Source organism: Stenotrophomonas sp. LMG 10879 (assembly GCF_002750935.1).
GTDB classification, from domain to species: domain Bacteria; phylum Pseudomonadota; class Gammaproteobacteria; order Xanthomonadales; family Xanthomonadaceae; genus Stenotrophomonas; species Stenotrophomonas lactitubi_B.
In genome coordinates, this window is record NZ_PEJT01000004.1 from 181341 (window position 1) to 203307 (window position 21967).

Here is a 21967-nt window from a genome sequence, read left to right on the forward strand (position 1 = left end):
GAGCAGATGCTGGCGGCGCACATCCCTCCATCGGAGCCCAACATGACCCGCAGCGCCTGTACGTCTTCCGGCAGTTTCCAGGTTCGTCGCCCCGTCGTGGCCGTCGCCCTCGCCGCACTCTGCCTGGCCCTTGCCGCCGCCCTTCCTGCGCAGGCCGGTCCGGCGACTCTGGCCTTCGAGCCCTACACACTGCAGACCAAGAACCATGGCGATATTGCCGCCGAGATCGCCACGCTGGAGGTCCCGCGACGGCACAGCGAGCCGGACGGTCCGCGCCTGCACCTGAAGGTGTTGCGCCTGCGTGCGACGGCTGGCACTGGCCGCACTGCACCGGTGGTCTACCTGGCCGGTGGTCCGGGTGGTTCTGGAATCGATACCGCACGTGGTCCGCGCTGGCCAGTGTTCGACCAGGTCCGCCGCGAGACGGACGTGCTGCTGCTCGACCAGCGCGGTGCGGGTCTGTCCGAGCCGCCGCCGGAATGTCCGCACGAGAGCCGTTTCGACGATGCGCAGCCGTTGCAGCGCGATGCCGCGTTGGCGGTGTTGCAGGCGACGGCCGCCAAGTGCGTAGCGTTCTGGCGGCAGGCCGGTGTCGACCTTGGTGCCTACACCACGGCCGAGAGTGCCGGCGACCTCGACGACCTGCGGCGCGCGCTGGACGTGCCGAAGATCAGCCTGTGGGGCATGAGCTATGGCACCCATCTGGCCCTGGCCACGGTGCGCCTGCACGGCGCCGGTCTTGAGCGCGTGGTGCTGATGGGATCCGAAGGTCCCGACGATACGCTGAAGCTGCCGCTGAGCAGCGACGCGCTGCTGCAGGAGCTGGCGGTGCTTGCGCGCAAGGACGGCTTCGATGATCTGGCCGGATCGGCCAACCGCGTGCTGCAGGCGCTGCGCGAGCAGCCGCGGCAGGGCCGCAGCCACATGCATGAGGGCCGCCAGGTCAACATCGGCCTGTTCGACGCGCAGATCGTCATCGCCAACATGCTGGGGCAGCGCATCACCCAGCAATGGCTGCCGTTGGTGCTGCGCGAGGCCGAGACGGGCAACTACGACCCGCTGGCCGACCTGGTGCTGATCGGGCGCGCCCAGTTCGCGCAGTTCCCGGCCATGGGCCTGGCGATGGACGTCGCCTCCGGGCAGAGCCCGCAGCGCCGGGCGCTGGCCGAAGCACAGGCATGCCAGAGCCTGTTCGGCGACGGGCTGAACTTCCCGTTCCCGGCCATCGGTGATGGCCTCGGCCTGGCCGATCTGGGTGCGGGCTTCCGCGGCCCGCTGCACAGTGAGGTGCCGGTGCTGTTCATCAGCGGCACGCTGGATGGGCGTACGCCCCCGGCCAATGCCGAGGCTCTGCGGCCGGGCTTCAGCAACGGTCATTCGATGCTGGTGCGCAATGCAAGCCATCACAACGAGTTGTGGACAGGCAACCCGGCCATCGCCCGCAGCATCGTCGACTTCCTCGCCGGCCGCGTCGTCAGCGAAACCGCGCTGGACGTGCCGCCGCCGGTGTTCGCCACCCACAGCAGTGAGCTGCTGGGCGGCAAGCGATAAGGCCCCTCGTGTGGTGCAGGATGCGATCCCGGTCCTGCGCCACGCCCGATTGCACTACATTGGGGCAATGACTGACCTCATCGCCCCCTTCAACCGCACGTGCTGGAGCCTGCTCGCGCTTGCCGTGCTTGCTGGTTGTTCCAGCACCGGCACCCGTCCTGAAGCCCCTGCTGCAGCAAGGCCTGCCGCCACCTACGCCAAGGTCGACTGGAACACGTTGCCGACCGTATCCGATAGCGACCTGCAGGAAGGCTTCGCCGCTTGGCGCAGCAGCTGCACCCGGTTGAAGAACGATGCGATCTGGGCAAAACCCTGCGCGACCGCCAGCACCGTGTCCGACAAGGACGCCAGCGCGATCCGCGCATTCCTGCAGCGCGATCTCGATGTCTATTCCCTGCGCGCCGGCGGCCATCGCGCCGACGGCCTGATCACCGGCTACTACGAACCCATCTATCCGGGCAGCCTCACCCGCACCGACACCGCCACCGTGCCGGTGTACGGCACACCCGATGATCTGGTGGTGGTGCAGCTGGAGAGTGTCTATCCCGAATTGAAGGGCAAGCGCCTGCGCGGCCGCGTGGAGGGCAAGGTGCTGAAGCCCTACGACGATGCCGGCAGCATTGCGACCAAGGGCGCCAAGGCGCCGGTGCTGGCCTGGCTGACCGATCCGATGGACCTGCAGCTGTTGCAGATCCAGGGTTCGGGGCGTGTGCGCCTGGCCGATGGCCGGCAGGTGCGGCTGGCCTACGCCGAACAGAACGGCCATCCCTATCGCGCGATTGGCCGCTGGCTGGTGGAGCAGGGCGAGCTGAAGAAGGAAGACGTGACCATGGACGCGATCCGCGCATGGGCGAAAGCACATCCGGCACGCGTACCGGAGCTGCTGCGCAGCAATCCCAGCTACGTGTTCTTCGTGCGCAGCGCGGACAGCCCGGAAGGCCCGCGTGGTTCATTGAACGTGCCGCTGACCGCCGGCTACAGCGTGGCGGTGGACCGCACCGTGGTGCCGCTGGGCAGCCTGCTGTGGCTGTCGACCACGCGCCCGGACGGCACGCCGGTGGTGCGCCCGGTGGCCGCGCAGGATACCGGTGGCGCCATTGCCGGTGAGGTACGCGCCGACCTGTACTGGGGCAGTGGCGATGCCGCCGGCAAGCTGGCGGGCGACATGAAGCAGCAGGGCAATATCTGGATGCTGTGGCCGAAGGGCGTGGCGTTGCCGCAGTAGGTCAGCGGGGGTCAGATCCCCTCCCGCAGGAAAGGGATCTGACCCCATATGCCTGATAATGGCGCCCTTCCGATCTCTCCGGCCGCACCTGTGGCCAGGACAAATGCAATGAAATACGCAAAGAACAACGCAAAATCCAACACCAAGAAGTACTACAAGCACTGGGCCGAGTCGGGCCTGGGCAAGGGCAACGTGCTGATGGAAGCCCGTGGCGAGAAGATCGTGCGCCAGGTCGAAATCTACGGCACCAAGATGGTCTGGGCCGATGAGCATGCCCACAGCGATGATCGCTTCCTGCTGGCTGACCAGCCGGTGTCGTTCATGGATTTCGACGAAGACGACGAGATCAGCGCACGCGAGTTTGAGATTGCCTGGAAGAAGGCCCGGGAAGCCACCGGCTACCCCGTTTAAGGTCGAGGGGCCTGCAATCATCAGATAGCTGGCGAAATCGAAATGTTATAAAGTTTCATTTCCAGCCTCCCGCCCCCTTCCCGATGAAGACTCCCACGCTGGTGGCCGCGCTCGCGGCCGCCCCGTTCGCCCCTGAAGCATTCGCCCAGTCCGCCGACGCCGCGCTCACCCTGGGCAAGGTCGATGTGCACCAGCACAGCGAGGGACAACTGAGCGCGCACCAGGTGCTGACTTCGGTGGACGTGCTGGGCGCGGACCAGATCGAAAGCCGCAACGTGTCACACAGCTGGGAACTGCTCGGGCAGATGCCCGGCATCCAGCTGACCGAAACCCGGCAGGGTGCCGAGTCGGGCAAGGTCAGCTTCCGCGCCTTCAACGGCGAGGGCTACCTCAATGCCATCAAGACCCTGATCGACGGCATCCCCAGCAACGTCAACAGTGGCAACCAGCGCTTCATCGACATGCTGTTTCCGCTGGAAATCAGCTACATCGAAGTCGTGCGCGGTACCAACGACCCGCGCTACGGCCTGCACAACATCGGTGGCAACGTGAACTTCGGCACGCGCCAGGGCGGCACCTACACCGACGCGCGCCTGGCCTACGGCAGTTACAACACCCGCGACGCGCAGCTGGCGGTGGGTCGCGAAGCCAACGGCTTCGCGCAGAACTACTTCGTCGGCACCCAGGCCAGCGACGGCTACCGCGACCACGACAGCTCGAAGAAGTACTCGCTGGGCGGCAAGTGGTTCTTCGGTTCGCTGGAGGACGGGCTGCGCATCGGCCTGACCGCGCGCGCCTACCATCACGAGGCCGACGAGCCCGGTTTCATGACAGCCGAAGAGCTGCACGCCGGCCGCCGCCGCAGCGACCTGCGCAACGGCAACGACGGCGATGACCGCGACATGCGCCAGTTCGCCGCGCACCTGGACATGAAGCTCAGTGACGCGGTGACCTTCGGCACGCGGCTGTACTACAACCGCTATGAAGACGACCGCCGGGTGACCTTCAGCGATCTGCCCACCGGTAATCTGCCGCGCCAGCGCCGTGTGTGGGACGAGCGCCAGACCGGCCTGCTCGGCACGCTCACCTGGCAGGCCAGCCCCATGCTCACCGTGGAGGGCGGGCTGAACTACGAGCAGCAGGACAACGGCTACCTCCGCGAGCGCTACGCCTACGCCGAACCCACCGATTTCAGCCGTGCACCGGCACGCGTGCAGAACAACGACCGCCACAGCTTCGACAACTGGGGTGCCTACGTGCAGGCGATCTACCAGCCAGCCGATGCATGGAAGATCGTGCCGGCCTACCGTGTGGACCGTTTCAGCGGCCACACCCGGTTGTTGAACGGCACCAGCGGCCGCCTGCAGGACTACGGCAGCATCGGCCAGCCCAAGCTGAGCGTCATCCACAGCCTGGGTGAGCACACTCACGTCTACGCCAACTGGGGGCGCACGTTCCAGGTGCTGACCGGTTCCACCGCGCCGGCCTATCTCACCCCGGGGCAGGCACCGATGCAGCCCTCCACCAACACCGGCATGGAGCTGGGCCTGAAATTCCAGCCCTTCGCCGGCAGCCAGGCACGCCTGGCGGTCTGGCAGCAGGACGCGGAAAACGAAGTGTCCAACATGCCGGCCACCGGCACGACGGTCACGCTGGGCAAGACCCGTCGCCGCGGTGTGGATGCGCAGATCAGCGCGCAGCTGGGAGACGCGTGGACCCTGTGGGCCTCGCATGCCTACCAGGAAGCGAAGATCACCCGCGACGACCGCGCCCCCGGCGTGTCCCTGCAGGGACGCGAAGTCGCGGCCACGCCGCGCCACATCAGCAACCTCGGCCTGGACTACCAGGCCAGCGACGCCCTGCAGCTGGGCCTGCAGGCGCGTGCGCAGGGCGATTACTACCTGGAAGAGCGCAACGTCACGGGCAAGTTCGGTGGCTTCGCCGTGCTCGACCTCAGCGCCAGTTACCAGATCACCCCGGCCTGGAGCGTGGACCTGCAGCTGAAGAACGTCACCGGCCGTGAGTACGCCTACGCGTGGTACGACAGCTTCTTCTGGGACAGCGCCCGGCCGATGTTCTCGCCCGCCCCGGGCCGCGCGGTCTTCGTCGGCCTCAACATGAAGCTGTAATCCGCAACGCTGGTGCAAGGGGTCGGATCCCTTTCTTCAAAGAAAGGGCTCTGACCCCGGAACAACCTCACGTCGCTGCTTTGCTCGTCACCGCATCGAAATCGGCCTGCAGGCCGATCCAGAACATGTCGGACACACCGAAGTGGCGGGACAGGCGCAGCCCGGTGGCCGCCGTCACGGCGCGATGGCCAGTGACGATCTCGCCGATCCGGCGCTGCGACACGCCGATCGCCTTGGCCAGGCGGTGCTGGGTGATGCCCAGCGGCTCCAGGAATTCGTGGAGCAGGATCTCGCCGGGAGTGGGGTAGGGAACGGTTCGCATGGGAGGGCTGCTCGAAAACTGATGCAGAGGGCAGTGTGTCGACGGCGTGTTGCTGTGGGAATCGGGTAATCCGACCACGCTCGACGCATTCGGCTTGATGGGGTCAGAGCCCTTTCCTTGTGGAAAGGGATCCGACCCCGGACCCCGTGCCCCTGTTTTGCACTACATTGGTGCAATGTCCGACCCTGCACCCCCGCCGTCCCTCGACGCCCTCGGCACGCCGCTGGCCTGGTCCGGGCCCGATGGCCGCATCGCCGGCTGTAATCCGGCCTTCGCGCGCTGGCTGGGCGTCAGCGGCCGGCGCCTGCTCGGCCAGCCGTTGGCCGCGCTGGAAGTGCAGGGCGAGGCGCTGGCCCATTTCCTGGCCCGCGACGAGCGCGACAGCCTGCGCCTGAACCGGCTGGCGCTGGCCTTGCCCGGCGAGGCGGCGCGTTTCGCCGAAGGCTGGATGAGCCGCCGCGACGATGGCGGCTGGCTGCTGGAGGCGCATCCGGTCGATGAGTTCCCCGGGCTTGACCCGACCCAGGCCCTGCCCAGCGCGCTCAGTGCGGCGCTGAAGGGTCTGGCGCATGAACTGCGCAATCCGCTGGCCGGGTTGAAGGGCGCCGCGCAGCTGCTGGCGCGCCGCGCGGCCCAGCGCGACGCCAGCGAACGCGAGCTGATCGATCTGATCGGTTCGGAGATCGAGCGGCTCAATGGCCTGCTGGAGCAGCTGCTGTCACCGGCGCCGGCCGCACCGCACGCGGCGCTGAACATCCACGCCGCGTTGGAGCGCGTGCTGCGCCTGGCCGAGAACGAGGCCGGCTGGGCGGTGCGCCTGCAGCGCGATTACGACCCCAGCATCCCCGAATTCGACGGCGACGCCGACCGCCTCACCCAGGCGGTATGGAACCTGGTGCGCAATGCCATCCAGGCCGGCGCCGGCAACATCACCCTGCGCACCCGCGTTGAACACGGGGTGCGCATCGCCGAACAGCTGCACACCCTGGCGTTGCGCCTGGAAATCGCCGACGACGGCCGTGGCGTGCCCGAGGAACTGGCCGAACACCTGTTCCTGCCGCTGGTCAGTGGCCGCGCCGAAGGCACTGGCCTGGGCCTGGCGCTGGCCCAGCAGGTCGCACGCGAGCATCGCGGCACGCTGACCTACCGGTCGCGTCCGGGCCATACCGTATTCACCCTGCTGCTGCCGATCGGCAACGGCACCGCTGCCGCCGAGGAGGCCCCGCGCGATGTCTGAGTCTTCCTCGTCCGCGCCGTGCATCTGGGTCGTCGACGATGACCGCGCCGTGCGCTTCGTGCTGTGCACCGCGCTGCGCGAAGCCGGCTACCAGGTGGTCGACTTCGACAGCGCGGCACCCGCGTTGAAAGCGCTGGCCGAAAGCCCGCCGCCGGCGCTGCTGTTCACCGACGTGCGCATGCCCGGCGACGATGGCCTGGTGCTGCTGGACAAGCTGAAGGCCGCGCTGCCGCAGCTGCCGGTGGTGGTGATGTCGGCCTACACCGATGTCGCCAGTGCCGCCGGTGCGTTCCGCGGCGGTGCGCACGAGTTCCTGTCCAAGCCGTTCGACCTGGATGATGCGGTAGCGCTGGCCCAGCGCGTGCTGCCTGCAGTGGAGCCGGCCTTGGCTGCGCCCACTCCCGCCGCAGACGCAGCCAGCGACCAGCCGCCGCAGCTGGTGGGCGACACGCCACCGATGCGCGCGCTGTTCCGCGCCATCGGCCGCCTCGCGCAGGCGCCGCTGGCGGTGTTGATCATCGGCGAGACCGGTACCGGCAAGGAGCTGGTGGCCAACGCGCTGCACCGCGAATCGCCCCGAGCGCAGCATCCGTTCGTCGCCCTGAACACCGCCGCCATTCCTGCCGAGCTGCTGGAAAGCGAGCTGTTCGGCCACGAGGCGGGTGCGTTCACCGGCGCGCAGCGGCGCCATATCGGCCGCTTCGAGCAGGCCAACGGCGGCACCCTGTTCCTCGATGAAATCGGCGACATGCCGTTGCCGTTGCAGACGCGCCTGCTGCGCGTGCTCGCGCAGGGCGAATTCTTCCGCGTGGGTGGGCGCGAACTGATCCGCGTCGATGTGCGCGTGGTCGCCGCCACTCATCAGGATCTGGAAGGCCTGGTCGCGCAGGGAAAATTCCGTGCCGACCTGCTGCACCGCCTGGATGTGGTGCGCCTGCAGCTGCCGCCGCTGCGCGAGCGCCGCGAGGACATCGCGCAGCTGGCCACAACGTTCCTGGCCGCTGCCGCACGCAAGCTCGATACGCCGCCCAAGCGCCTGACGGCGGCTGCATTGCAGGCGCTGCGCGAGCACGACTGGCCGGGCAACGTCCGCGAACTGGAAAACGTGTGCTGGCGGATGGCTGCACTGGCTGCCGCAGACACGATTGGCGTGGCCGATGTCGATACCGCGCTCAACCGCACCCGCAGCCGACGCAGCAGCACGGCTGCCGGCGATCCGGGCCAATGGGAAGCGCTGCTGTCCGAATGGGCACGCCGGCAGCTGGCCGAAGGCACCGAGGGCCTGCACGCACAGGTACGCGAACGGGTCGACCACGCCCTGCTGGAGGCCGCCCTGCAGATCACCCACGGCCGTCGCGCCGAAGCCGCCGCGCGGCTGGGCCTCGGCCGCAATACGCTTACCCGCAAGCTGGGCGCCGGTCGCCGTCGCGGCGGCCATTGAACGATACCTGCACGCGATCCTCGCACCCGCTTGCCGAACTGTTGATCCTCCATGGACGATGCCGTCCGTAGTGTTACCTGCAAGGAGTCCTCGATGCGTTTGTCCTTCGCCCTTCTGCCGCTGTCCGCCGCCGTGCTCCTGTCTGCCTGTGGCAGCGCGCCGAAGAAGCCGCAGCCCACACCTCCGCCGGCAACGGTGGTCAGCACCGCCAAGCAGGCCGAAGCCAATCTGGCGCCTGCCTCGGCCAGCATCGTCAGTGGCCGCCTGGCGTTGATGGTGGAACCCGGTGGCGTGCACCTCACCGGTCTGGTGGGAGGCCTGCAGCCGATGCAGCAGGCCGGTTTCCACATCCATGAGCGCGGCGACTGCAGCGCGGTGGATGCCAGCAGCGCCGGCAACCACTTCAATCCCGCCGGTGTCGCGCACGGTCGTGCCGGCAGCGGCAAGCACCACCTGGGCGACATCGACAACCTGCAGGCCGATGCGCAGGGCCGCGCCAACATCGATGTGCACCTGAAGGGCGTTACCCTGGGCGGAGGCGCCGCCACGGATATCGCCGGACGTTCGCTGGTGGTGCACGCCAGGGCCGACGACTATCGCAGCCAGCCCGCCGGCAATGCCGGCGTCCGCATCGCCTGCGGCGTGATCCGGGTAACCCGCTGATCACACCCCCGGCATTTTCCAAGGAGAGTTTCCATGCGTCTGATCCACACTTCGCTGTTCGCCGCCATCGCTGCACTGGGCCTGGCCGCCTGCAACCAGCAACCGGCCGCACCGGCCGCCGAAGCCCCGGCCACCACCCCGGCCGAAGGTTCGGCAGCACCGGCCGATCCGGCCACCGCACCGGCTACCGCACCGGCCCCGGCAGCCAATGCCTCGGCTACCGCCGAGCTGGCACCGACCCAGGGCAATGAAACCAAGGGTTCGATCACCTTCAAGCTGGTCGACGGCAAGGTTCACGCATCCGGCCAGATCACCGGCCTGAAGCCAGGCAGCGAGCACGGCTTCCACATCCACGAGAAGGGCGACTGCAGCGCGCCGGACGGCATGAGCGCCGGCGGCCACTTCAACCCGGGCAAGCAGGACCACGGCAACGTGGCCACCGATCCGCACCACGGCGGTGACATGCCCAACATCAAGGCCGACGACAAGGGTGTAGCCACCATCGATGGCCCGGTGTCGAGCAACGTCAACATCGGCAAGGGTGATGATTTCGACATCATCGGCCGCGGCCTGATCGTCCACGCCGACGCAGACGACTACAAGACCCAGCCGACCGGCAACGCCGGTGCGCGACTGGCGTGCGCGGTGATCAACAAGGCTCCGTAAGAAAACGGAAAACGCCGGCGCAAGCCGGCGTTTTTCTTTGCACTGCTTCCTGTAGAGCCGAGCCCAGGCTCGGCTGCTCTTCCGGGGCCCTGAGCCGAGCATGGGCTCGGCTCTACAACACGTCGCGGCCACCGTTCTATCAGCGCGCCAGCAGCTCGCGTGCGTCCTGCCCAGCTTCGCAATGCACGAACAGCACCGGCACACCGTGCGCTTCCAGCACTGCGGCCATCTGCCGCTGGCGCATCAGGAACTGCTCGTAGATGCCCTGCAGGCGTTCGCAGTCACCCTTGCCGTGGTTGTAATGCGCGCACCAGCCGGCCGGGTCGAACAGCGCCATGCGCGCTTCACCCTGCGTATAGCGCAGCAACGGCTCCGGCGCGTCACTCAGCCACTCGTCCTGGCCCGGGGCCATGATCGCGGTTTCAATCAGCGGCCACAGCGCGGCCAGGCCCTGGTTGTCGTACTGCATCGACATCATCGCGGCCAGGTCGTTCACGGTGAAATAGCGCGCGTGCTCGACGCGCGCACCGAACGTGTTCTGTGCCATCAGCGCGGTATCGGCATGGGCCATGCCATTGGCCAGCAGCACGTCTTCCAGTGCATCGGCCACGGCCGACGTGGTTGCCACCTCGCTGCCGGTCAGCAGGAACGGCACCACCCGCAGGCCACCGCCGACCAGGGTTGCGTCGGCCTGGAACGGCAGCGGCACATCACCGTTGGCATCGGCGCCGAAGGCCAGTACGCGCGGGCCCTGGTTGCGGCCGGGCGCACGCATCTGCAGTTCTTCCAGGCGGCGATGGATCGGCCAGCCCGGGCGAAGCACTTCGGCCGGATCGAAATGGGCGGCGGCGAACACCAGGTCCAGCTCGGCCACCTGTGGCACCAGCTTGGACAGGTCGCGGCCGACGCGTTCGGCCAGTTCACCGGCCTGTTCAGCGCTGAGCACCGCCTGGCGGGGGATTTCGCCGCCGGCCAGTTCCAGGGCCAGCACGCCAAGGGCATTCATCGCAGGGTCGGGTTTGCTCATGGTTCCACGGTTGGCCCATCACAGGGCGGCAGCTACACTTGGCCCCATTATGCCTGCTCTGTCGTGCAGGCCATGTTGCAGACACCCTCATCCATGCCAGGTATCTCCATGCCCAACGCTCGTCCCGTCGCCATCCTCGGTGGCGTCCGCATTCCGTTCTGCCGTCAGAACACCGCGTATTCGGATGTCGGCAACCTCGGCATGTCGGTGCGCACGCTGGGAGCGCTGGTCGAGCGCTTCGGCCTGCACGGCCAGCAGCTGGGCGAAGTAGCGATGGGTGCGGTCATCAAGCACTCCAGCGACTGGAACCTGGGCCGCGAAGCCACGCTGTCTTCGGGCCTGTCGCCGTTGACCCCCGGCATCACCCTGCAGCGTGCCTGCGGCACCTCGCTGGACAGCATCATCACCGTAGCCAACAAGATCGCCCTGGGCCAGATCGAGTCCGGCATCGGCGGCGGTTCGGACACCACCTCCGACGTGCCGATCGTGTACGGCAAGAAGCTGCGTGCGCGCCTGCTGGCGGCCAACCGTGCCAAGAGCACGGGCGACAAGATCCGCGCGCTGACCTCGGGCTTCAAGTTCGCCGAGCTCAAGCCGGAGTTCCCGGGCGTGGCCGAGCCGCGTACCGGCAAGAGCATGGGCGACCATTGCGAGGACATGGCCAAGGAGTGGAACATCTCGCGCGACTCGCAGGACGAGTGGGCGGTGTCTTCGCACAAGAAGCTGGCTGCCGCCTATGAGCGCGGCTTCTTCAACGACCTGATCGCACCGTTCCGCGGCGTCGAGCGCGACAACATCCTGCGCGCCGACACCTCGCTGGAGAAGCTGGCCACGCTGAAGCCGGCCTTCGACAAGGTGTCCGGCCGCGGCACCCTGACCGCTGCCAATTCCACCCCGCTGACCGACGGCGCCGCCGCCGTGCTGCTGGCCAGCGAAGAGTGGGCACGTGCACATGGCCACGAGCCGCAGGCCTACCTGCGCGACGCACACGTGTCGGCCGTCGATTTCGTGCACGGCGAAGGGCTGTTGATGGCACCGACCGTGGCCGTGCCGGAGATGCTCAAGCGCAACGGCCTGACCCTGCAGGACTTCGACATCTACGAGATCCACGAAGCCTTCGCCGCACAGGTGCTGTGCACCCTGCGCGCGTGGGAGAGCGAGGATTACTGCCGCAACCGCTTGGGCCTGGATGCGCCGATGGGGCGCATCGACCCGGACAAGATCAACCTGCTGGGCTCGTCGCTGGCCACCGGCCACCCGTTCGCCGCTACCGGCGCACGCGTGATCGCCACGGCCGCCAAGCAGCTGGCCGAGCGCGGCGGTGGCCGTGCGCTGGTGTCGATCTGCACCGCCGGCGGCATGGGCGTGGTGGCGATCGTCGAACGTTGATGCGACTGCTCGGGTAGATGCCAAGCTCGCTTGGCACTGCTCGAAGAGCATCCACGCATGGCGTGGATCTACACACGAGAACGCCGCCCGAGGGGCGGCGTTTTCGTTGATTGCATCCTCTGGTGGGTGCCGACCGTTGGTCGGCACACTTCAGCCATGGTTACGGCATCCGCGGGTTGCCGAATTCGTCGCGTTCCTCGTTGGCGTCATACACCGGCGGCAACGGTGCAATCGACTGCTCTTCAACGGTCGCATGCAGCGGCGGGTCGACCACTGCTGCCGATGCGCGCACCAGGGCCACGCTGTCCTCGCCGCGCTGCAGGCGCAGTGCGTTGCTCAGGCACTGCGCGGCCAGCACGTGCTCGCCACGTTGTGCGAAGGCTTCACCCAGCGCCTCCCATGCAGGGGCGCCGGCACCCGCGGCAATGGCTTCATGCAGGAACGCATCGGCGGCATCCCACTGCTGCTGCGCCAGCGCGATGCGGCCCTGGGCCAGGCGCAGGGCGGCCGAGTCGTCGTGCACGTTGCGCCAACGCTGCAGGTTGGCCTGGCGTGTAGCCAGACGCTCGGCTGGCAGACGGCCATACACGGCCACCAGCTCGTCATCCCAGCGATGGTCCAGCGCCTGCTCAAGCGCCAGCAGTGCCGGTTCGTCCCAGTCCAGTGCAACCGCACGGGTGGCGTAGGCGGCAACCACGTCCGGGGTCGGTCGCAGCGCCTTCGGCGTGGCTTCCCATTGCGTAGCCAGGGCGTTGACGTCGCCTGCTTCCAGCAGCGCCTGCGCGGCCAGGCGGGCTTCCAGTTCGCTGCTGGCCTCGGCCGGCAGCACCTTGGTCTGGCGCAGTGCGCCGAGCTGGCCGTAAGCCTCGTGCGCGCGGCCAGCGCGTGCCAGCGCTTCGGTACGCAGCCACAGACCGCGCGGCGGCAGCGGCTGGATCGCCGCCACGTCCAGTGCGTTGATCGCATCCACCGGCAGATCGTTGGCCAGCAGCTGTTCGGCGCGCAGCAACGCCTGCAACGTCGCATCGCTTTCGCCCAGACGCTGCAGCAGCGCCTCGGCAGCGGGTGCATCGGCGCGCACCTGTGCACTGCGCACGGCATTGGCCAGGGCAACCCCGCTGACTTCCGGATCCTTGGCGGCGCCATCCAGCAGCTTCTCCGCGCGCTGCCACTGGCCATGCTCGTACGCCAGCAGGCCATCGATCAGGCGCACCCGGCCCTGCTTGCGGCGGTAGCGGCCCCAGGCACGGAACGGTGCGGCGATCAGGCTCCACAGCAGCCACAGCACCAGCACGCCGATCACCGACAGCAGCGCCACCTTCGGCAGGTTGCTGTGGTAGTCGTAGCCGGCGTAGCGCAGGGTCACTTCGCCGTAGCGGTTCAGGTCATCGGTGCCGAGCCATTGCGCGGCAACCACGCCAATGGCCACTGCCAGCAACAGCACGACCAGTGATTGCAGGGGTTTCATACGGGCTTACCTCCGGTCGGTCTGGGTACGCAGTTGTTGCAGGGTGCTGCCAAGCACGGTGTCGTCGGCCTGCAATGGCAGCGTGCGCAGGGCATGGAGTTCAGCACGTTGCGCGCGCAGGTCCGGTGAATCCGGCCAGCGCCGCTGCGCCCAGAGATCGATTCTGTTCAGCGCGGCGTCGCGGCCGCTGCCGTCGCCGCGCTCGATCGCGGCGCGGGCCAGGGTCAGTTCCAGCTGCAGCGCCGTGTCGATGGAGGTGCGCTCGGCCGAGGTCAGCGGGCCGTTCAGACGGCTCGGGGTGATGTCCACGAAGGGCGCCAGCGCGGCCTGCCACCACGGTTTTGCGGTGTTGTCGGCCGGCGTCTGCGCGATCTGCGAAGGCAGGCCCTGCAGCGCCTTGCCCAGTGCGTCCAGGCGTTGCAGCGACTGCACGCGAGGGCCCGCGCCCAACGCATCCAGCGCGTTGCGTTCCTGCACCAGTGCCTGGCGCAGGTTCAGGCCGTCGCTGTCGGGAAGATCGGCCAATGCCGCGGCGGCCAGCGCATACAGTCGGCGCGAGCCCTCCACGTCATCGGCGAAGGCCAGACGCTGCGCAGCCTGGGTCAGAAGGAGTTCGGCCTCATCACGCTGCACCGCCTGGCGGCCCTGGTTGGCGCTGTCGGCCAGCTTGGCCAGGTTTTCTTCGAGCAGGGCGCTGCGCTGCGACAGGCCCAGCACTTCGTCGCGCAGCACCCGGTTGGTGGTGGCCGCATCCTGCAGGCGCTGGCTGGCGGCGCGCTGGTCGCGGCGCAGGGCCTCGACCGTGTCCTCCAGCCCCTTCAGCTGCACGGCGGTGGTCTGCGCCTGCGCCAGCTGGTCGCTCTGCTGCTTCTGCCAATAGTGGTAACCGGCATAGCCGCCCGCGCCCAGCACCGCCAGCGCGGCAAGCGGCAGCAGCCAGCGCATGGGGCGATGGGGCGATGGAGCGGGCGGCAGAGTGTCGTTCATCGGGCTTCCTTGTCGGCGGCAACACCGGAACAGATCCGGCAGGCAGCGTTGTGCACAGCATCACTGTTGCCGACGACACCGGCAAGCCGCTGCCGGGTGCCTGTTCAGGTCGCTGCCGGGCCGGTGAGCGCAGCGTGTGCAGCGGCGATCAACTGAAGGTGGGTGGGACCCTCGCTGCGTACTACCCGGGTCAGCCCCAGCGCCTGCGCCTGCACGCCCAGCCGGTCGCTGGCCACCAGCGCGATCGCGTTCGCCTGCAGCCGCTGCTGCCAGTGCGCAGGCAGCTGCTGCCAGAAACGCTGCAAGGCCTCGCCGCTGCTGATGGCCAGCAGCCAGGGCGTCGGAGAACGGGCCAAACGCGCCAACATGCGCCGCGACAAGCGCAGCGGCAGCCGTCGGTAAACATCGGCGCGGATGATCTGTGCGCCGGCGGCCTGCAGTTCGGCAGCAATCAGGCCACGGCCTCCCGGTGCGGTCACCAGCCCGATCCGCATGCCGCGTACATCGCCCAGCACCGGCAGCGCCAGCAGGCCTTCGCTGTCCATCCGCTGGGGCGCATGGACGTCGGCGACGCCATGCGCCAGCAGCGCGCGCGCGGTGCCTTCGCCCACCGTCAGCCACGGGCTGCGTTGCGCAGCTGCCAGCGGTATCAGGCTGGCCGCCGCCGCGACGGCCGCCGGGCTGGTGAACACCACCCGCTCGCTGGTCAGCGCCCGTTGTAGTTGCTGCAATGCGGCAATGTCCTGCAAGCGCTGCAGCCGCCAGGGCGAAAGCGCGACGGTACGGCCTCCCAGCCCTGCTGCAGCGTGGCGCAGCGCCGCCTGCTGACCCTGCGGGCGCAGTGAGATCAGGGTCCAGCCAGTGGGTATCGTATGGTCGGCCATTCCCGTCATTATGCGGGCCCTTTGTTGTCGTGGTTGCTGCTGATGGCTGTTGATGCCCTGACCTCTTCGCTGGCTGCCCTGCAGGACGTGCTGGACTGCATGCCGGCGGTCCGCGCGATGCAGATCCGCCTGGATGGCTATGCCGACGGCGTGCTGCGCATCACCGCGCCGCTGGTGGCCAACGTCAACGACAAGGGCAACGCGTTCGGTGGCAGCCTGGCCTCGGTGCTGACCCTGTCCGGCTGGGCGCTGGTCAGCCTGCGCCTGCGCCTGGCCGGCCACGACGCCGAGGTCTACGTGGCCGACAGCAACCTGCGCTACCTGGCGCCGGTCTATGAAGACCTGCATGCCCACGCCGAAGCCACCGGAAGCGGCGCCTGGGACACCTTCCTGGCCACCTTCCGCCAGCGCGGCAAGGCCCGCATCAGCATTGTTGCGACCCAGCCCGGCGCCGATGGCAAGGCCGCGGCCGAATTCAGCGGTCGTTTCGTTGCCTTCGCCAAAGGGTAGGATGGCAGGCTGACGCCCTGCGGAACCCACCGATGCGCCGCCTCATCCAGATCCTCCTGTGTTCCCTGCTGCTGCTCAGCGCCGCTGCCGGTGCTGCCGCCGACGACCTCAGCCGCAAGCAGCGCAAGCTGCTGGAAGAGACCCAGATCGCCTACGGCGCCACCATCCGCTGGGGCAGCATGGACGATGCCATCGGTTACCTGGACCCGCAGCTGCGCAAGTCCAAGCCGCCGACCGAGTTCGAGCTCAACCGCTATGCGCAGCTGCGCGTGTCGTCCTACCGCGAGCGCAGCACGGCAGCGCTGGAGGGTGGCGTGGTCGAGCGCCGGGTCGAAATCGGGGTGATCAACCAGAACACCCAGGCCGAGCGCACCGTGGTGGTCACCGAGCGCTGGCGCTGGGATCCGGAAGCCAAGCGCTGGTGGCAGAGTGCAGGCCTGCCGGACCTCTGGCAGGGGCAGTGACGGCGCGCGTCCGGCTTGTGCGACAATCGGCGCCCGCTTAATCGACCCGTGACCTGAGTGAATTACGAAGAGTTGCTGGCCTTCGCAGGCCGAAACCCGATGCTGTCCGCGGCCCTGGTCGGCCTGACCGTGGCCCTCATCGTCACCGAAATCCGCCGCCTGTTCCGGGGCTTCAAGGGCATCAAGCCCGCCGAACTGACCCAGCTGATCAACGCGGGCGGCACGGTGGTGGTGGATCTGTCGCCCAGCGCCGATTTCGAAAAGGGCCACATCGCCGGCAGCCGCAGTGCCCAGGCCAGTGCGTTCGGCCCCGAGCACAAGCTGGTGGCCAACGCCAAGCAGGCCCCGGTGGTACTGGTGTGCCGCAGCGGCAACGCGTCCGAGACCGCCGCCAAGGCGCTGAAGAAGGCCGGCTTCGAGAAGGTCTTCGTGCTCGACGGCGGCATCCCCGCATGGCAGCAGGCAGAACTGCCGCTGGTCAAGGGCCGCAACTGATCGCAGGCGGTGGCGGATGTGGCCTTGTTTGCGCCCTCCGCCGCCCCCATCGCAGTAATTCGACCATCGTTTTCATTGCATTCACTGGAGTTACTGGAAATGTCCGAAGAGACCACCAACGGCGCTGTCGCGCCGGTCGATGCCGCCACCGGCCCCGCGTTCACCGTCGAGAAGATCTACGTCAAGGACGTTTCCTTCGAGTCGCCGAATGCGCCGTCGATCTTCAACGACCAGGTGCAGCCGGAACTGCAGCTCAACCTGAACCAGCAGGTCCAGCGTCTGGGCGAGAATGCCTTTGAAGTCGTGCTGGCCGTGACCCTGACCTGCCAGGCCGGCGAGCGCACCGCGTACGTGGCCGAAGTGAAGCAGGCCGGCGTGTTCGGCCTGGTCGGCCTGGACCCGCAGTCGATCGACGTGCTGCTCGGCACCCAGTGCCCGAACATTCTGTTCCCGTACGTGCGCCAGCTGGTCAGCGACCTGATCCAGGCCGGCGGCTTCCCGCCGTTCTTCCTGCAGCCGATCAACTTTGAAGGCCTGTACGCAGAAACCCTGCGCCAGCGCCAGGAGCAGGGCGACGCACCGTCGCTGGCTGACTCCGAGCCGGCCGGCAACGCCTGATCCCGGCCGCGACGTCACGGATGAGCACTACCGCTGACAAGATTGCCGTACTCGGCGCCGGTTCCTGGGGAACCGCGCTGGCTACGCTGCTCGCCCGGCACGGTCGCCAGACCGTGCTGTGGGGGCGCGATGCCGCCGTGGTTGAAGCCATCGACCAGCGCCACGAGAATCCGCGCTACCTGCCGGGCATTCCGTTGCCGGAATCGCTGCGCGCCACCACCGACCTGGCGTCGGCGGTGGAGGGTGCCGCCTGGATCCTGGTGGTGACCCCGTCGCACGCATTCGGTGAAACCGTGCGCGCGCTGGCGCCGCTGCGTCCGGCCGGTGCCGGCGTGGCCTGGGCGACCAAGGGCTTCGAGCCCGGCTCTGGCCGCTTCCTGCATGAAGTGGCGCGCGAAGTGCTGGGTGAGGACGTGCCGCTGGCCGTTGTCACCGGGCCGTCGTTCGCCAAGGAAGTCACCCTGGGCCTGCCGACCGCGATCACCGTGCACGGCGACGTGCCCGAGTTCGCGCAGACGGTGGCCGAGGCGATGCATGGCCCGGCGTTCCGCGCCTACACCGGCGACGACATGGTCGGTGCCGAACTGGGCGGTGCGATGAAGAACGTGCTGGCCGTGGCCACCGGCGTGGCCGATGGCATGCAGCTGGGCCTGAACGCCCGTGCCGGCCTGATCACCCGCGGCCTCAACGAGATGCTGCGCCTGGCCGCAGCGATCGGCGCCAAGCCGGAAACGCTGATGGGCCTGGCGGGTCTGGGCGACCTGGTGCTGACCTGCACCGGCGACCTCTCGCGTAACCGCCGCCTGGGCCTGGCCCTTGGCCGCGGGCAGACGCTGCAGGACGCCATCCGCGAAATCGGCCAGGTGGTCGAGTCGGTGCAGACCGCCGACGAAGTGATGCGACAGGCGCGCCGTCATGGCATCGACCTGCCGATCTCCGACCGTGTGCGCGCCGTGCTGCATGGCGAGCAGACCCCGGAAGAAGGATTGCGTGCGCTGTTGGCACGCGAACAGAAACCGGAGTATCCGGACACGCTGTTCAAGTGAATCGAAAACCCCGGCCCAGCGCCGGGGTTTTTTTGTGCGTGCGCGAACCCATCCACGCATGGTGTGGATCTACTGTGGAACCCGTATCGCCCATCATCGCGACCGCGGCGGCGCGTTGGTGTTGTCCATGTCCGAAAAGATCATCCACGGCCCACCCGCTACCCGCTTCAACGTCAGCGTGAACTTCCCGGTATCGCCCACGTTGTTGCCGTAGGTGTAGGCACCAATGACGTAACCGGTGGTTTCCTCGGCGGCATAGGCCAGCGCGCGCAGCCGCAACGGGCTGCTTCCCTGGCTGGCATACGCTGCCTCGATGGCTGCGCGCCCGCGCACAGGCGGCTGGTTGCTCTGCAGGATGAAACCGTCCTCGGCGAACAACCTGGCCAACGCCTTCGCATCACCCGTGCGCCACGCCTGTTCGTAATCGCGCAGCACCCGATCCAGCGCAGCGGGCAGGGCGACATCGGCAAGGCGTGCGGCGGGCGAGGGTGCGGCGGGCTCCTGCGCAACGACAGGCGCGGCCAGCAACAGTCCACTGAGAACAATCACGGCAAGTCTTGAACAGAGCATGCGTCTGCATCCTGGCGGCGATGGAAGGCGTGACTGCCAGAGTATCCATCTTGGCCGGCGGGTAGAATCACACGGTCGCCAGCTGGGCGAATGCACACAGGACAGGGAATGACGTCTCGAATGATGGGAATGGCGGCGATGGTCGCGTTACTGGCCGCCTGCACGCAGACCCCGGCACCGGACGCAGGCACCGCTGCCACGCCCGCCGCCACCGCCGCACCGGCAACGGAAGCCCCAGCCGCTACGGCCACGGTGGTCGAGAACGAGCCTTCCATCGAAGACGGCGTGGACCCTTCGGTGTGGGACAACGAAGGCGAGCCGGAAGGAGAGACCCCCGGCGCGGAGCTCACCTGCAAGGACAATCCGCTGGCCACTTATTTCTTCACCCTGGTCGGCGGCAATAGCGTGGACGACTGCGGCCGCAAGGATCCGAAGGTGCTGGCCACGTTCAATGCTCTGATGAAGAACACTGCGGCGGCCGAATCGCCCGACAAGAGCATCCCCTCCCTGCGCGAACGCCTGCTGAGCGGTCCCAGCGGGCCTGGCGAACTGATGGTGCTGCAGGGCGAGCCGTGGTGGCTCTACACCGCCTGCCAGGCGCACCAGTGCCCGACCACCGCGTTGGCGATGCTGTACTCGCCGACGCAGTCGAAGATGGTCGGCCGCCTTACCGCCCGCTGCAAGGTGTGGTGGCTGGGCGAGCCGAACGCGGAGCAGCGTGCCCTGATCGATCGCGAGCGACCGGTGGACGAAGCGATGCTGAAGGAAGAAGGCGATTCCTGCGAGTGATGGGCGCTAACGCCGGAAGAGGTTCCGGCGTTATTCCTCCGGTCGCATCCGCGCACTGACCTGCGCGGTCAGCGCCAGGCACGCCATCATCAAACCCTCCATCACCCGATCGCCCACGTATTCGTCGTCCGGGCCGTTCTGGCGGACGCGCTCGGCCGCCAGCAGCACCTCCAGCGCGATGCGCAGGCCTGCCAGTGCGCAGTCCGCATCGGCCAGTGCCATGCGACGGCCCGCCATCTGATGACGCTCCGGCCAGGGCTGGCCGTCGGCGGCTGCTCCGTTGCCGATCCGCGTCAGGGTGGCAATGAAAGCCGTGGGGTCGAGCGCAGGTGGTTGCTCTGATACCTCATCGCCCGCAACGCGATAGGGCTGGGGGCGAGGGAATTCCGGTGCAGTCATGGCTGGGGCTCCGTGCAGGACAGACGGTAGCCGCCACACAAAGGTGGCGGGCGGAGACGTGGCTCGAAAACCGGGACAATGAACCGGCAGGCACAGGGCCTCCACGCTCCGCCCGCCGCAGCCGGCAGACGGATTGCCGACCGGCGCCACGCGAGGTGACGCCGGCCGGCAAGCGTAATCACTTCATTGTCGATACGGGTTTTCGAGGCCCGGCCACCCCAGATGAGGTGGCCCGTCATCTGTACCTGTGCCGACGCGTAGCGCCAATCAGAAGAGTTGCATTCAACGCTTGATGCAAGACGCTTTCAGCATTCTCCCACGCTGTTAAGCCGCCCCAGACGCCGATGGCGCAAGGGCCCTAAGCGATAGAGGAATATGCGACACGGGTCGTGGTTGCCAGCGTGGTGTGCTGTCACCTCAGCGAGGCAATAACGACAGAGCCGCCAAAAAGCGGGCGCAACTGGATGACGCGCACCCGACACTACGGCGAGATCGCCAGGGTGGACGATCGGAAGGCCCCCGGAACCGAGAACGTGGTGCTGGAGTTCCACGGAGCGAAGATGACTTTCATCGCCAATACCGGCTTGGTTCGGCGGGCCAGGCAAGCCATCACGCTGCTGCACCAGCAGGGCTGCCCGCTTTCAGAACGAGCGCAGGCGTTGCTGTTGCCTTCTGGCCCGCAGGTTCGGCGCCGACCCCGCCACCCTGCTCAGGCGCCTCACATCGGCGGCGAAGCTGCATGCTCTACGCGCTCCGCGCGCGAGCACTGCCGATAACAGGAATGGGCGCGCCGATGGCCTCCACATGGCGCTGATGGGCGTCGGCTATTCTCGTGGCGTTAGCCCGAACATGGAATCAACCGCATGCCTCCCTCCGATATGCGCGCCGGATGTGCACAGTGCCGCAATGCGGATCCGCTGCAGTTCGAATTCAGTTACGCATTCCAGCCGATCGTCGATGTGCATGCACGCAAGGTGTTCGCGCATGAGGCGCTGGTCCGCGGTCCGGCCGGAGAGCCCGCAGGTTCGGTGCTGTCACGTATCACCGCGGACAACCGTTATTCGTTCGACCAGGCCTGCCGTGAGAAGGCGATCCGGATCGCGGCGTCGTTGAATCTGCGCTCTCATCTTTCAATCAATTTTCTGCCCAATGCGATCTATCGGCCCGAGGTGTGCATCCGTTCCACGCTGCAAGCTGCGGCTCGGCATGGTTTTCCTGTTGAGCGAATCATCTTTGAAACCGTGGAGGGAGAGCAGATCAGCGATGGAAAATGGTTGGCCGAGATCCTGAGCGAGTACAAACGTATCGGCTTCAAGACGGCCATTGATGATTTCGGTGCCGGTTTTGCCGGCCTGAATCTGCTGGCCGACTTCCAGCCGGACATGGTCAAGCTGGATATGGCGCTGATCCGGGGAATCGACCATAGCCCCTCGCGTCGCGCGATCGTGGAGGGCGTGGTGTCCATGTGCGGGCAACTGGCCATCGATGTCATTGCCGAAGGCATCGAGACCCGCGATGAGGCGCACTGTCTGTCGGATCTCGGCATCAGCCTGATGCAAGGCTACTGGTTCGGTCGGCCGCAGTTCGAGTCTGCCGCCCGCGAGGCTGACATCCCTTGGACAATGTGATCGGCACACGGCGCGTCCGATCCCGGTCAGGTGTGGCCGCCTGCGTCC

23 protein-coding genes are annotated in these 21967 nt (G+C 67.6%); 16 read left to right on the top strand and 7 right to left on the bottom strand.

All coding sequences use genetic code 11. From position 1 onward, the window contains the following. Positions 1–42 precede the first annotated feature (42 nt). From CR919_RS07745 to CR919_RS07760, 4 genes are all read left to right on the top strand, one after another. Complete coding sequence (locus CR919_RS07745; RefSeq protein ID WP_099819520.1) at positions 43–1551, top strand: alpha/beta hydrolase; 1509 nt, start codon at positions 43–45, stop codon at positions 1549–1551. 67 nt (positions 1552–1618) lie between these two features. Beyond that, a complete protein-coding gene (locus CR919_RS07750; RefSeq protein ID WP_099819521.1) occupies positions 1619–2776 on the top strand; it encodes an MltA domain-containing protein in 1158 nt (385 codons plus the stop codon). Positions 2777–2884: 108 nt separating this feature from the next. Next, positions 2885–3187, top strand: a complete 303-nt coding sequence (locus tag CR919_RS07755; protein WP_089241703.1) for a hypothetical protein — start codon at positions 2885–2887, stop codon at positions 3185–3187. An 83-nt stretch (positions 3188–3270) separates the two neighbouring features. Then, a complete protein-coding gene (locus CR919_RS07760) occupies positions 3271–5316 on the top strand; it encodes a TonB-dependent receptor (RefSeq protein WP_099819522.1) in 2046 nt (681 codons plus the stop codon). A gap of 67 nt (positions 5317–5383) precedes the next feature. Here the strand turns inward: CR919_RS07760 and CR919_RS07765 are convergent, their stop codons facing one another. After that, positions 5384–5638 carry a HigA family addiction module antitoxin gene (locus tag CR919_RS07765; protein ID WP_099819523.1) on the bottom strand — a complete coding sequence of 85 codons (255 nt, stop codon included), beginning with the start codon at positions 5636–5638 and terminating at the stop codon, positions 5384–5386. Between the two features lie 175 nt (positions 5639–5813). On the opposite strand from CR919_RS07765, the gene CR919_RS07770 reads away from it, so the two are divergent. From CR919_RS07770 to CR919_RS07785, 4 genes are all read left to right on the top strand, one after another. Beyond that, positions 5814–6875, top strand: a complete 1062-nt coding sequence (locus CR919_RS07770; protein ID WP_099819524.1) for an ATP-binding protein — start codon at positions 5814–5816, stop codon at positions 6873–6875. Beyond that, complete coding sequence (gene ntrC / locus CR919_RS07775; RefSeq protein WP_099819525.1) at positions 6868–8316, top strand: nitrogen regulation protein NR(I); 1449 nt, start codon at positions 6868–6870, stop codon at positions 8314–8316. Before CR919_RS07770 ends, ntrC begins: the two co-directional genes overlap by 8 nt. Positions 8317–8409: 93 nt before the next feature. Continuing rightward, complete coding sequence (locus tag CR919_RS07780; protein ID WP_099819526.1) at positions 8410–8979, top strand: superoxide dismutase family protein; 570 nt, start codon at positions 8410–8412, stop codon at positions 8977–8979. Between the two features lie 33 nt (positions 8980–9012). After that, a complete protein-coding gene (locus CR919_RS07785; RefSeq protein WP_099819527.1) occupies positions 9013–9645 on the top strand; it encodes a superoxide dismutase family protein in 633 nt (210 codons plus the stop codon). A gap of 139 nt (positions 9646–9784) precedes the next feature. Here CR919_RS07785 and CR919_RS07790 read toward each other — a convergent pair whose 3' ends face one another. Further along, the gene (locus tag CR919_RS07790) at positions 9785–10672 is read right to left on the bottom strand and encodes a hypothetical protein (RefSeq protein WP_099819528.1); all 888 of its coding nucleotides are present in this window, start codon (positions 10670–10672) and stop codon (positions 9785–9787) included. A 93-nt stretch (positions 10673–10765) separates the two neighbouring features. On the opposite strand from CR919_RS07790, the gene CR919_RS07795 reads away from it, so the two are divergent. Next, positions 10766–12061 carry an acetyl-CoA C-acetyltransferase gene (locus CR919_RS07795; RefSeq protein ID WP_088100805.1) on the top strand — a complete coding sequence of 432 codons (1296 nt, stop codon included), beginning with the start codon at positions 10766–10768 and terminating at the stop codon, positions 12059–12061. Positions 12062–12221: 160 nt separating this feature from the next. Here the strand turns inward: CR919_RS07795 and CR919_RS07800 are convergent, their stop codons facing one another. The 3 genes from CR919_RS07800 to CR919_RS07810 form a co-directional block, all read right to left on the bottom strand. Continuing rightward, a complete protein-coding gene (locus CR919_RS07800) occupies positions 12222–13529 on the bottom strand; it encodes a heme biosynthesis HemY N-terminal domain-containing protein (RefSeq protein ID WP_099819529.1) in 1308 nt (435 codons plus the stop codon). A gap of 6 nt (positions 13530–13535) precedes the next feature. After that, complete coding sequence (locus CR919_RS07805) at positions 13536–14516, bottom strand: uroporphyrinogen-III C-methyltransferase (protein WP_099819530.1); 981 nt, start codon at positions 14514–14516, stop codon at positions 13536–13538. A 104-nt stretch (positions 14517–14620) separates the two neighbouring features. Further along, positions 14621–15409, bottom strand: a complete 789-nt coding sequence (locus CR919_RS07810) for a uroporphyrinogen-III synthase (protein WP_099819531.1) — start codon at positions 15407–15409, stop codon at positions 14621–14623. A 33-nt stretch (positions 15410–15442) separates the two neighbouring features. On the opposite strand from CR919_RS07810, the gene CR919_RS07815 reads away from it, so the two are divergent. The 5 genes from CR919_RS07815 (at position 15443) to CR919_RS07835 (ending at position 18533) form a co-directional block, all read left to right on the top strand. Further along, positions 15443–15910 (top strand): YiiD C-terminal domain-containing protein, encoded by a 468-nt coding sequence (locus tag CR919_RS07815; RefSeq protein ID WP_089242022.1) that lies wholly within the window; start codon positions 15443–15445, stop codon positions 15908–15910. 32 nt (positions 15911–15942) lie between these two features. Then, positions 15943–16374: a hypothetical protein gene (locus tag CR919_RS07820; protein ID WP_099819532.1), complete on the top strand. Its 432-nt coding sequence runs from the start codon at positions 15943–15945 to the stop codon at positions 16372–16374. A gap of 57 nt (positions 16375–16431) precedes the next feature. After that, on the top strand, positions 16432–16869 hold the full coding sequence (locus tag CR919_RS07825) for a rhodanese-like domain-containing protein (protein WP_025875933.1): 438 nt from the start codon (positions 16432–16434) through the stop codon (positions 16867–16869). A 99-nt stretch (positions 16870–16968) separates the two neighbouring features. After that, complete coding sequence (gene secB, locus CR919_RS07830; protein ID WP_025875931.1) at positions 16969–17487, top strand: protein-export chaperone SecB; 519 nt, start codon at positions 16969–16971, stop codon at positions 17485–17487. A 20-nt stretch (positions 17488–17507) separates the two neighbouring features. Then, positions 17508–18533 (top strand): NAD(P)H-dependent glycerol-3-phosphate dehydrogenase, encoded by a 1026-nt coding sequence (locus CR919_RS07835; protein WP_025875929.1) that lies wholly within the window; start codon positions 17508–17510, stop codon positions 18531–18533. A gap of 93 nt (positions 18534–18626) precedes the next feature. On the opposite strand, the gene CR919_RS07840 is transcribed toward CR919_RS07835, so the two are convergent. After that, positions 18627–19103 carry a nuclear transport factor 2 family protein gene (locus CR919_RS07840; protein WP_207761020.1) on the bottom strand — a complete coding sequence of 159 codons (477 nt, stop codon included), beginning with the start codon at positions 19101–19103 and terminating at the stop codon, positions 18627–18629. Between the two features lie 108 nt (positions 19104–19211). On the opposite strand from CR919_RS07840, the gene CR919_RS07845 reads away from it, so the two are divergent. Further along, positions 19212–19892, top strand: a complete 681-nt coding sequence (locus tag CR919_RS07845) for a hypothetical protein (protein WP_099819534.1) — start codon at positions 19212–19214, stop codon at positions 19890–19892. Between the two features lie 30 nt (positions 19893–19922). On the opposite strand, the gene CR919_RS07850 is transcribed toward CR919_RS07845, so the two are convergent. Further along, a complete protein-coding gene (locus CR919_RS07850; protein WP_099819535.1) occupies positions 19923–20291 on the bottom strand; it encodes a hypothetical protein in 369 nt (122 codons plus the stop codon). Between the two features lie 878 nt (positions 20292–21169). Here CR919_RS07850 and CR919_RS07860 point away from each other — a divergent pair. Continuing rightward, positions 21170–21919, top strand: coding sequence for an EAL domain-containing protein (locus CR919_RS07860; protein ID WP_207761026.1), 750 nt, complete (start codon positions 21170–21172; stop codon positions 21917–21919). Positions 21920–21967 lie beyond the last annotated feature (48 nt).

What these genes read in the sequence shown, in the direction of transcription:
- CR919_RS07745 (WP_099819520.1), top strand. Translation starts at nt 43, where the DNA reads ATGACCCGCAGCGCCTGTACGTCTTCCGGCAGTTTCCAGGTTCGTCGC.
- CR919_RS07785 (WP_099819527.1), top strand. Translation starts at nt 9,013, where the DNA reads ATGCGTCTGATCCACACTTCGCTGTTCGCCGCCATCGCTGCACTGGGC.
- CR919_RS07770 (WP_099819524.1), top strand. Translation starts at nt 5,814, where the DNA reads ATGTCCGACCCTGCACCCCCGCCGTCCCTCGACGCCCTCGGCACGCCG.
- CR919_RS07805 (WP_099819530.1), bottom strand. Translation starts at nt 14,516, where the DNA reads ATGAACGACACTCTGCCGCCCGCTCCATCGCCCCATCGCCCCATGCGC.
- CR919_RS07840 (WP_207761020.1), bottom strand. Translation starts at nt 19,103, where the DNA reads ATGCTCTGTTCAAGACTTGCCGTGATTGTTCTCAGTGGACTGTTGCTG.
- ntrC (WP_099819525.1), top strand. Translation starts at nt 6,868, where the DNA reads ATGTCTGAGTCTTCCTCGTCCGCGCCGTGCATCTGGGTCGTCGACGAT.
- CR919_RS07815 (WP_089242022.1), top strand. Translation starts at nt 15,443, where the DNA reads ATGGCTGTTGATGCCCTGACCTCTTCGCTGGCTGCCCTGCAGGACGTG.
- CR919_RS07835 (WP_025875929.1), top strand. Translation starts at nt 17,508, where the DNA reads ATGAGCACTACCGCTGACAAGATTGCCGTACTCGGCGCCGGTTCCTGG.
- CR919_RS07860 (WP_207761026.1), top strand. Translation starts at nt 21,170, where the DNA reads ATGCGCGCCGGATGTGCACAGTGCCGCAATGCGGATCCGCTGCAGTTC.
- CR919_RS07760 (WP_099819522.1), top strand. Translation starts at nt 3,271, where the DNA reads ATGAAGACTCCCACGCTGGTGGCCGCGCTCGCGGCCGCCCCGTTCGCC.
- CR919_RS07765 (WP_099819523.1), bottom strand. Translation starts at nt 5,638, where the DNA reads ATGCGAACCGTTCCCTACCCCACTCCCGGCGAGATCCTGCTCCACGAA.
- CR919_RS07780 (WP_099819526.1), top strand. Translation starts at nt 8,410, where the DNA reads ATGCGTTTGTCCTTCGCCCTTCTGCCGCTGTCCGCCGCCGTGCTCCTG.
- CR919_RS07810 (WP_099819531.1), bottom strand. Translation starts at nt 15,409, where the DNA reads ATGACGGGAATGGCCGACCATACGATACCCACTGGCTGGACCCTGATC.
- CR919_RS07795 (WP_088100805.1), top strand. Translation starts at nt 10,766, where the DNA reads ATGCCAGGTATCTCCATGCCCAACGCTCGTCCCGTCGCCATCCTCGGT.
- CR919_RS07750 (WP_099819521.1), top strand. Translation starts at nt 1,619, where the DNA reads ATGACTGACCTCATCGCCCCCTTCAACCGCACGTGCTGGAGCCTGCTC.
- CR919_RS07845 (WP_099819534.1), top strand. Translation starts at nt 19,212, where the DNA reads ATGACGTCTCGAATGATGGGAATGGCGGCGATGGTCGCGTTACTGGCC.
- CR919_RS07820 (WP_099819532.1), top strand. Translation starts at nt 15,943, where the DNA reads ATGCGCCGCCTCATCCAGATCCTCCTGTGTTCCCTGCTGCTGCTCAGC.
- CR919_RS07755 (WP_089241703.1), top strand. Translation starts at nt 2,885, where the DNA reads ATGAAATACGCAAAGAACAACGCAAAATCCAACACCAAGAAGTACTAC.
- CR919_RS07800 (WP_099819529.1), bottom strand. Translation starts at nt 13,529, where the DNA reads ATGAAACCCCTGCAATCACTGGTCGTGCTGTTGCTGGCAGTGGCCATT.
- secB (WP_025875931.1), top strand. Translation starts at nt 16,969, where the DNA reads ATGTCCGAAGAGACCACCAACGGCGCTGTCGCGCCGGTCGATGCCGCC.
- CR919_RS07850 (WP_099819535.1), bottom strand. Translation starts at nt 20,291, where the DNA reads ATGACTGCACCGGAATTCCCTCGCCCCCAGCCCTATCGCGTTGCGGGC.
- CR919_RS07790 (WP_099819528.1), bottom strand. Translation starts at nt 10,672, where the DNA reads ATGAGCAAACCCGACCCTGCGATGAATGCCCTTGGCGTGCTGGCCCTG.